This is a genomic window from Massilia eburnea (assembly GCF_009720745.1).
GTDB classification, from domain to species: domain Bacteria; phylum Pseudomonadota; class Gammaproteobacteria; order Burkholderiales; family Burkholderiaceae_D; genus Rugamonas; species Rugamonas eburnea.
On sequence record NZ_WNKX01000051.1, the window covers coordinates 1 to 9,021 of the forward strand.

A 9,021-nucleotide genomic window follows, 5' to 3' on the forward strand; every position below is an offset into this window, starting at 1 on the left:
GCTGCGCGGCGAGCGCCAGCCAGCCCGGTTGCTGGCGATGATGGCGCTGCGCCGGCCAGCGGCGCCTCTGCCGGGGGGACGGCTGGAAGCGCGCGGGCAGGTGCGCGCCGTGCCGCTGCGCCAGTCAGCAAGCCCGACGACGATTGGGAAGAGTTTTAAGCTGCGCAGAGTAGAAGCACCGCCGTGATGTTGTCGCGGCTGCCGTCTTGCTTCGCCTTTTCGACCAGCGCGGCGCAGGTTTCAGGCAAGTTGTCCGCCCGGGCCCCGGCCAGGACTGCCGCCAGCGCTTCGTGCTCTGTCGCGCCATACAATCCATCACTGCACAACAGGTAGAGGTCCCCCTGCGCCACGGCATGCGCAAACACGTCCGGACGCACATCTTCGCCAGGACCGATCGCCTGCAGCAGCAAGTTGCGCGGCGGGAGGATGCCGGTCATGCCGGCTTCCAGCGCCTGCTGGTACAAGGTCTGGTCATGCGTAAGCTGCGCCAGCTGGCCGCTGCGGTAGCGGTAAATACGGCTGTCGCCAACGTGGAAAATGTGGGCGGGACCGCCGGCTTGCGGCTGCCACATGCCGGTCAAGGTGGTCCCCATGCCGTAGCCATCGGCCAGGCCGGCCGCTGAATTGTTGCGGAACAGGGTGGAATTGGCAAATAAGACCGCGTCATACAGCTGGCGCAGCGCGTCGGTGTCGGCTTGCGGCGCCGGCTGCGCGCGCAGGTGTTTCCAGACCAGCAGCAAGGCCTCGGTGCTGGCGATATCGCCGCCCACATGACCGCCCATGCCATCGGCGACGGCGACCAGATTGAGTTCGGGCAGCAGCAGCAGGTTGTCCTGGTTGCTGGGGCGTACAGTACCGACGTCCGTCAAGCCATAGACCAGGCCCATGGTCATCTGCTGCAATACCGGCGGCGACAACGGGATCATTACGCTTGCTCCGCGAAGAGGGGCTCGGTCCGATGGTACATGATTTGCGGCCGCTTGCCAGTCATGATCAGGCGCCCGCCGGTGGCTGGGGCGGCGGGAACTGCTGTATTGCCGGCTGTCCCGGCGTGGCCGGCGTATTCGGCGCCGGCGGCGCTTGCGGTGCGGGCTGGGCGCCGTCGGCCGGCGCTTGCTGTTCGCCTTCGGCCGGGATATCGTCCAGGTCGACCGCGCGCACTGTCGGATCGTTGGAGTACTCCTCCAGAATCCAGTCTCCATTCAGCTGCACTACGCCTTCCGGTACCGGACGCTCGACCGGCGGATGCTTGGGCAGTGCGACACGCATGTAGTCCATCCAGATCGGCAGCGACAGGGTGGCGCCAAACTCGCGGCCGCCCAAGGACTTCGGCTCATCGTAGCCCATCCAGGCCACCGCCACGATGCCGCCGCCATAGCCTGCGAACCAGCCGTCCATCGAATCGCTGGTGGTGCCGGTCTTGCCGGCCAGGTCCGGGCGGCCCAGGCGGCCGGCTGCGGCGCCGGTACCGCTGCGGGCAACGTCGCGCATCATGCTGTCCATGATGAAGAGGTTGCGCTCCTCCAGCACGCGCTCGCCGGCATTGGCCGGCTGCGGCGGCTTGATGTCCATGATGGCCGCGCCCTTGGCGTCTACCACGCGCGAAATCAGGTAAGGCGTGACTTTGTAGCCGCCGTTGGCGAAGACCGCATAGGCGCCAGCCATCTGCAGCGGTGTGACGGCGCCGGTACCCAAGGCCATGGTGTAATTCTTCGGATGGCGCGCCAGGTCAAAGCCGAAGCGGGCCAGGTAAGCGTGCGTGTCATCCAGGCCGGCCGCGCGCAGCAGGCGCACCGAAGGCACGTTTTTCGACGCCGCCAGCGAACGGCGCATGGTGACCTGGCCATCGAACTTGCCGTCGTCGTTCTGCGGCTTCCATGGTTCGCCATTGGCGCCGCCCGGCATTTCCAGCGGTTCGTCGGCAATCACGGTGGCCGGGCCGAAGCCTTTTGCTACGGCAGCGGAATAAATGAATGGCTTGATCGAGGAACCAGGCTGGCGCCAGGCCTGGGTCACGTGGTTGAACTTCTGCAACCCGAAATCAAAGCCGCCCACCATGGCCTGGTAGGCGCCGGTGTTGGCGTCCAGCGAGACGAAGGCTGCCGCGACTTTTGGTACCTGCGTGATGGCCCAGTTTTTCTTTTCGGTCTGCATGACGCGGATGACCGCACCGGGACGGATGGCAAAGCCTTGCTTGGCCTTTTCGGACAGCGCGGACGTTGCCAGCTTCAGGCCCTCGCCGCTGATGGAAAGGACGTCGCCATCGGAAGTTTCGGCCTTGACCAGGGTGGGGCTGGCCTGCAGCACCACGGCCGGAATCAGGCCATCGCTGACCACGCGCTTGCCCAGCGCCTCGTCGATCGCATCGTCGCGTTCTTCCTCGTCGGCGGGCAGCTCGATGTAGGCTTCGGGACCACGGTAGCCGTGGCGCTGGTCGTAGGCCACCACATTGCTGCGCACCGAGGCATAGGCGGCGTCCTGGTCTTTCGACAAGATGGTGGTGTAGACGTTGATACCGCGCGTGTACGATTCTTCCTTGAACTCGGCGAAAACCGCCTGGCGCGCCAGTTCGGCCACGTATTCGGCGTGGGTGTCGAATTCCTGGCCGCGGTGGTTGACGTGCAGCTGCTCCTTCTTGGCCTTGTCGTACTGCGCCTCGGTGATGTACCCGAGTTCATGCATGCGGCGCAAGACCACCTGCTGGCGTTGGCGCGCCTTCTTCGGATTCACGGCCGGATTGTTGCGCGAAGGGTTCTGCGGCAGGCCCGCCAGCATCGCCATTTCGGCGATCGACAGTTCCTTCAGCGACTTGCCGAAATAGGCCTGTGCTGCGCTGGCGAAGCCATATGAGCGCTGGCCCAGGTAGATGTTGTTCATGTACAGCTCGAGGATCTTGTCCTTGCCGAGTGCGGCCTCGATGCGGTAGGCCAGCATGACCTCCGCCATCTTGCGGGAGATGAATTTGTCCTTGCTCAGGTAGAAATCGCGCGCTACCTGCATGGTGATGGTGGAGCCGCCCTGGCGGAAGCTGCCGCGCAGGTTGGCGCGCGCTGCGCCCAAGGCGCGGATCCAGTCGATGCCGCCGTGTTCGTAAAAGCGCGAGTCTTCAATGGCCAGCACGGACTTCTTCATCAATTCCGGCACTTCGGCGATTGGCGTGAAGTCGCGGTGCTCTTCGCCGAATTCGCCGATCAGAACCTTGTCGGCAGTGTAAATGCGCAGCGGGATCTTGGGATGGTAATCGGTGACTGCCTCCAGCGTCGGCAGGCTGGGACGAATCACGAAGGCTGCGTAGCAAACCAGCGCGATGCTGCCGGCGAGGGCGGTACCGCCAGCGATAAGACTGGCTCGAATGACGTTACGGCGGTTCAGCCAGGAAGGACGATTGCTCAAATCAACTCTCTCGGTTACCAAGTCGGGCAATTATAGACTATGCATGAGTTGTTCTATATGCCATAGTCTTGGGGTTTCAGTCTAAAAGGATTTACGTGTTCCGTCCCTATATTCCCGACGAGGCGCGGTTGCCGGAAATGACTTTCCGCGCCTTGTTCCTCGGTACCTTGCTGGGCATGGTGTTTGGCGCTTCTTCGCTCTACCTGGTGCTGAAGGTCGGCCTGACTGTCAGCGCATCGATTCCAGTGGCCGTGATCGCGATCACCTTCTTTGGACTGGCGAAAAAGCTCGGCGGCAAGGATGCGAGCATCCTGGAAAACAGCATCGCGCAGACTGCCGGTTCCGCCGGCGAATCGATCGCATTCGGACTGGGCGTAACCATGCCGGCGATTCTGATCCTCGGCTTTGAACTGGAAATCTGGCGCGTGATGCTGGTGGGCGTGCTCGGCGGCCTGCTCGGCATCCTGATGATGATCCCGATGCGCCGCACGATGATCGTGGACCAGCACAATGAACTGAAATTCCCGGAAGGGACGGCGTGCGCCCAGGTGTTGCAGGCTGCGGCCAGCGATTCATCGCGCCTGGCTGCGGGCGAGCCGATACAGGGCGAATCGGAGGCGGCGCGCGATGCAAGGCGCCGCGCCCGCGTGATTTTCGGCGGCTTTGGCATGGGCCTCCTGTACAAGGCGCTCAACGTGTCGCTCAAGCTCTGGAAGGATACGCCGGAAGTCGTACTGGGCGCGCCGCTGAAGGGCGGTTCGGTCGGCGCCGAAGTGTCGCCCGAGCTGCTGGGCGTGGGTTATATCATCGGTCCTCGCATCGCACTGACCATGACGGCCGGCGGTGTGCTGTCCTACCTGCTGCTGATCCCGATGATCAAATTCTTCGGCGATCCGTTGACCACGATTCTCGCGCCCGGAACGAGGCTGATTTCGGAAATGGGACCGGACGACGTGCGCGGCGCCTATATCTTGTATATCGGCGCCGGTGCGGTAGCTGCGGGCGGGCTGATTTCGCTGTTGCGCGCCATGCCGATGATCTGGCGCAGCCTGGCCGCCGGCCTGGCAGGAGTCGGCAAGGGCTGTAAAGCCGATACCATGCGCCGCACCGAGCAGGATATCCCGATGAAGTGGGTAGTGATCGGCTGCCTGGTGCTGATCGCCGTGATCACGGCATCTGCACCGCTGCATATGAATTTGCTGGGCGCATTACTGATCCTCGTGTTCGGCTTCCTGTTCTCCACCGTATCGTCGCGCCTGACCGGCGAAATTGGCTCTTCATCCAACCCCACCTCCGGCATGGCGGTGGCGACGCTGCTGTTCACTTGCCTGATTTTCCTGATGGTCGGCTGGACCGGCGGCCAGTATTACGTCACCGCGCTGTCGGTGGGAGCGATCGTCTGCATCGCCTCGGCTAATGCAGGCACCGTGTCGCAGGACTTGAAGACCGGCTTCCTGGTCGGCTCCACGCCGCGCCTCCAGCAGTATGCGATGCTGGTCGGTTCGCTGGCGTCAGCCCTGCTGCTGGGGCCCATCCTGCTGCAGTTGAATAATGCCAGCACTGTTTATGTGCCTGCGGCACAGGTGGCGCCAGGGCTGGCGACCGATGCGACCCGCCTGGCGGTAAGCGCCAAGCTCGATGGACCGCAAGCAGCCAGCGACACTGCGACCTACAAAGTCTGGCAGAAGCCCGATGCGCAGGGTGGTCCCGAAGGCAAATACCTGGTCGGCCAAGACGGCCGCGCGGTATGGTACGTGGACCCGGGCATCAACGGCACCCATCACAAACGTCCGGACGGCACTGAGGTACGCAAGTACGATGCGCCGAAGGCGGTGCTGGTCTCGTATATCATCAAGGGCATCCTGGACCAGCAGCTGCCGTGGACGCTGGTCATGCTGGGCGTGATGATCGCACTGGTGCTGGAAATGTCGGGCGTGCAGTCGCTGTCGTTTGCGGTCGGCGTCTACCTGCCGCTGTCGGCAACGCTGCCGATCGCCGTCGGCGGTGTGCTGCGCTGGCTGGCAGATCGCCGCAACAACCAGCTGCCGCAGTACGCGAACCTGGACGAGGAGGGCCGCCAGGCCGCAGGCGACCGTAGTGAAGGCGTGCTGCTGGCATCGGGCTATATCGCCGGAGGCGCCCTGGCCGGCATCGTGATCGCGATCACGGCCGGCGTCATGACCAATTTCGATGCAGCGGTGACCGCCTGGGCCGAAGGCAGCAACCCGTTCTTCAGCGGCGCGAACGCGGATTTGCTGTCGCTGCTGCCTTATGCTGTAATCATGGCGCTGCTATTGTGGGTGGCGCGGGAAAAACCAATTCGTTAAAAGAGGAGGTTGGGCGATGAAGAGACTGGGCGCTGCGGGCCTGCTGCTGGCAATCGGGACGGCGAACGCCATGACTGTGAGTTGCGGCCGCCTGCTGGACGTGAAAGCCGGCGTATGGCGCGAAAAGGTCACCATCTTGATCGAGGACGGCAAGGTTAAATCGATCTCGCCAACCCAGGGCAAGGCCGACGTCGACCTGGGCTCCATGTCCTGCATGCCCGGCTTTATCGACATGCACGTGCACCTGACCCATGAGACCCAGCCCCAGGTCGACTCGTTGTACGGCGAACTTTCGCTGGACGCCATCGACCGCGCCTACGAGTCCGTCCACTTCGCCGAGCGCACGCTGAAAGCCGGTTTCACCACGGTACGCGACCTGGGGGCAGGCGAAGGCCTGAATATAGCGATGAAGCGCGCGATCAACACCGGCGCCATCATCGGTCCGCGCATGTTCACGGCCGGGAAAGCGATTGCCACCACTGGCGGCCACGGCGATCCAAGCAATGGCGATTCGCGCGAGCTGCATCGTCTGCGCGGCACGCCAGGCCCGCAGGAAGGCGTCATCAACAGCCCCGACGAAGCGCGCCAGGCGGTGCGCGCCCGCTATCAGGAAGGCGCGGACGTGATCAAGATCACCGCTACCGGTGGCGTATTGAGCCAGGCCAGCAGCGGCATGAACGCGCAATTCGATGACGCCGAACTGAAAGCGCTGGTCGCTGCGGCCAGGGATTACGGCTTCAAGGTCGCGGCTCACGCCCACGGGGCGGAAGGCATGAAGCGCGCGTTGCGCGCCGGAGTTGACTCAATCGAGCACGGTACCTTCATGGACGATGAGGCAATCGCTCTGTTCAAGAAAACCGGCGGCTGGTACGTGCCGACCATCAGCGCCGGACGTTACGTCGCCGACAAGGCCAAGGAACCAAACTACTATTCAGCCCTGGTCCAGCCGAAGGCCGCAGCGATCGGCCCACAGATCCAGGGCACGTTCGCGCGCGCCTATAAGGCCGGCGTGAAGATCGCCTTCGGCACTGACGCGGGCGTGTTCCCGCACGGCGAGAACGCCAAGGAATTCGCCTATATGGTGGAGGCGGGCATGCCGCCGCTGGAAGCGATCCGGGCCGCCACAGTCAGCGCGGCGACGCTGTTGGGGCAGGCAAATCGCCTTGGTTCTCTCGAGCCGGGTTATGCTGCCGATATCGTGGCGGTTGCCGGCGATCCGCTGCAAGACATCACGCTCCTGCAAAAGGTAGGATTTGTGATGAAGGAAGGCGTCATTTATAAACAGTAATCGGGGAGCGCATGGCGGAAGTTGATTGCGATGTACTGGTAGTTGGTGGCGGTATCAATGGGGCCGGGATTGCGCGCGATGCGGCAGGCCGCGGCCTGTGCGTCGTCCTGTGCGAAAAGGACGACCTGGCGTCGCACACTTCGTCCGCGTCGACAAAGTTGATTCACGGCGGCCTGCGCTACCTTGAGTACTACGAATTCCGGCTGGTGCACAAGGCATTGGCCGAACGCGAAGTGCTGCTGCGCAGTGCACCGCACATCATGTGGCCGCTGCGCTTTGTGATGCCGCATGATGCCGGACAGCGCCCGGCGCTGCTGATCCGCGCCGGCCTGTTCCTGTACGATATGCTGGCCAAAAGGGAGCTGCTGCCAGGCTCGCGCGGCATCGACCTGCGCTGCCATCCGGCAGGACGGCCCTTGAAGCCCGAGTTCCGCCGCGGCTTCGAATATTCCGACGGCTGGGTCGACGATGCACGCCTGGTCGTGCTCAACGCGATCGACGCCTGCGCCAAAGGCGCCTGCATCCTGACGCGCACCACCTGCGTCGGCGTAGAGCGCCATGCCGACCACTGGGTCGCGACCCTGCGCAAGGCCGATGGCACGGAGAAGCGCGTCACCGCGCGTACCATAGTGAACGCAGCCGGGCCGTGGACCCAATCCTTCCTGAAGGCAGCAGGCGCAAAACAGGAATCGCGCCATTTGCGGCTGGTAAAAGGCAGCCATATCGTAGTGCGCCGAATCTTCGAGCACGACGAAGCGTATATTTTCCAGAACAGGGATGGCCGCATCGTGTTCGCCATCCCGTATGAGCGCGACTTCACGCTGATCGGCACAACAGACCTCGAATACAAGGGCGACCCGCAGCGTGTAACGATCGAAGAGAGCGAAATCCGCTATCTGTGCGACCTGGCCAGCAACTACTTCCGCGAGCCCGTGCGGACGGCGGATGTGGTCTGGACTTATGCCGGCGTGCGTCCGCTGCTGGAGGACGCCGCGGCTGACGCTAAAGCCGTCACGCGCGACTACTTCCTCGAGTTGGACAAGGACGGTGCGCCGCTGCTGAACGTCTTCGGCGGCAAGATCACCACGTTCCGCAAATTGGCCGAAGACGCGGTAGACATGCTGTGCAAATCGCTGGGCAAGCCGGTCAAGGGCTGGACCGAAAAAGCCTGCCTGCCGGGCGGAGACCTGTTTGGATCGGAACCGCAGAACCGCTCGGTGCAGGAATTCTGCCAATGGGCCGCGGCAGTGCAAGTGAAGTATTCCTGGCTGCCGCAAGAACTGGTGAAGCGTTATGTGCGCGCCTATGGCACGCGCGTGCACACCATGCTTGATGGCTGCCTGTCGCTGGCCGATATGGGGGAAGAGATCCTGCCCGGCCTGTACGAGACCGAAGTGACTTACCTGCGCCGCAAGGAATGGGCCGTTACGGCAGCAGACATCCTTTGGCGCCGCTCAAAGCTCGGCTTGCACCTGCCGGCCGGCGCCGAAGCCCGCCTCGACGCCTGGCTCTCAGCACATTCATAATAAAAGTCGGGGTCAGCTCTGGCAATCGGACATTTCAACTTGAAATGTCCGATTGCCAGAGCTCGTATATTGAAAATGCTACTTCCGACGTGGGTATTAAGATTTCGGGGACGGCGGGGCAAAGTCACACCGGAAAGAGTTGAGGCCATCGAGCCTGTGGGTCAGATTGGTGGCTTTGCCCACTTGTTCATCTAGAACGCCGGACGGTATCTTAGGCCATCCAAATTGGTAAGCCTGCATACGAGAAAGGTGGACGAGATGAATACGCCAGTCGTAGGAATTGATGTTAGCAAAAAGAAGCTCGACGTCGCGTTGCTGGCCGAGGGAAAAATCCGAGCCAAGGTTGTCGAGAACTCACCAAATGGCTTCGCAGAGATGGAAAGTTGGCTGGTCAAGCAAAAAGTCCGGCTGCCGGAAATCCATGTCTGCCTGGAGTCAACGGGGGTATATAGCGAGCCAATTGCCCTATACTGGTTCGACAAAGGGA

7 protein-coding genes are annotated in these 9,021 nt (G+C 62.8%); 5 read left to right on the forward strand and 2 right to left on the reverse strand.

Annotated features, from left to right (window positions below):
• Window positions 1-187: hypothetical protein (locus tag GM658_RS28990; protein WP_170299031.1), on the forward strand; the 187-nt coding region annotated here is incomplete at its 5' end.
• Here the strand turns inward: GM658_RS28990 and GM658_RS28395 are convergent.
• Both GM658_RS28395 and GM658_RS28400 read right to left on the reverse strand, forming a co-directional pair.
• Entirely contained in the window at window positions 156-926 is a 771-nt protein-coding gene (locus GM658_RS28395) for a PP2C family protein-serine/threonine phosphatase (RefSeq protein WP_155457475.1), read from the reverse strand. The genes GM658_RS28990 and GM658_RS28395 overlap by 32 nt on opposite strands.
• A gap of 67 nt (window positions 927-993) precedes the next feature.
• On the reverse strand, window positions 994-3,393 hold the full coding sequence (locus GM658_RS28400) for a penicillin-binding protein 1A (RefSeq protein ID WP_155457476.1): 2,400 nt from the start codon (window positions 3,391-3,393) through the stop codon (window positions 994-996).
• Window positions 3,394-3,488: 95 nt separating this feature from the next.
• On the opposite strand from GM658_RS28400, the gene GM658_RS28405 reads away from it, so the two are divergent.
• The 4 genes from GM658_RS28405 to GM658_RS28420 form a co-directional block, all read left to right on the forward strand.
• The gene (locus GM658_RS28405) at window positions 3,489-5,720 is read left to right on the forward strand and encodes an OPT family oligopeptide transporter (RefSeq protein WP_371865317.1); all 2,232 of its coding nucleotides are present in this window, start codon (window positions 3,489-3,491) and stop codon (window positions 5,718-5,720) included.
• 16 nt (window positions 5,721-5,736) lie between these two features.
• Window positions 5,737-7,008, forward strand: coding sequence for a metal-dependent hydrolase family protein (locus GM658_RS28410; RefSeq protein WP_155457477.1), 1,272 nt, complete (start codon window positions 5,737-5,739; stop codon window positions 7,006-7,008).
• An 11-nt stretch (window positions 7,009-7,019) separates the two neighbouring features.
• Window positions 7,020-8,534: a glycerol-3-phosphate dehydrogenase gene (gene glpD, locus GM658_RS28415; protein ID WP_155457478.1), complete on the forward strand. Its 1,515-nt coding sequence runs from the start codon at window positions 7,020-7,022 to the stop codon at window positions 8,532-8,534.
• Between the two features lie 258 nt (window positions 8,535-8,792).
• A partial coding sequence (locus GM658_RS28420; RefSeq protein WP_155457479.1) for an IS110 family transposase occupies window positions 8,793-9,021 on the forward strand: 229 nt, incomplete at its 3' end.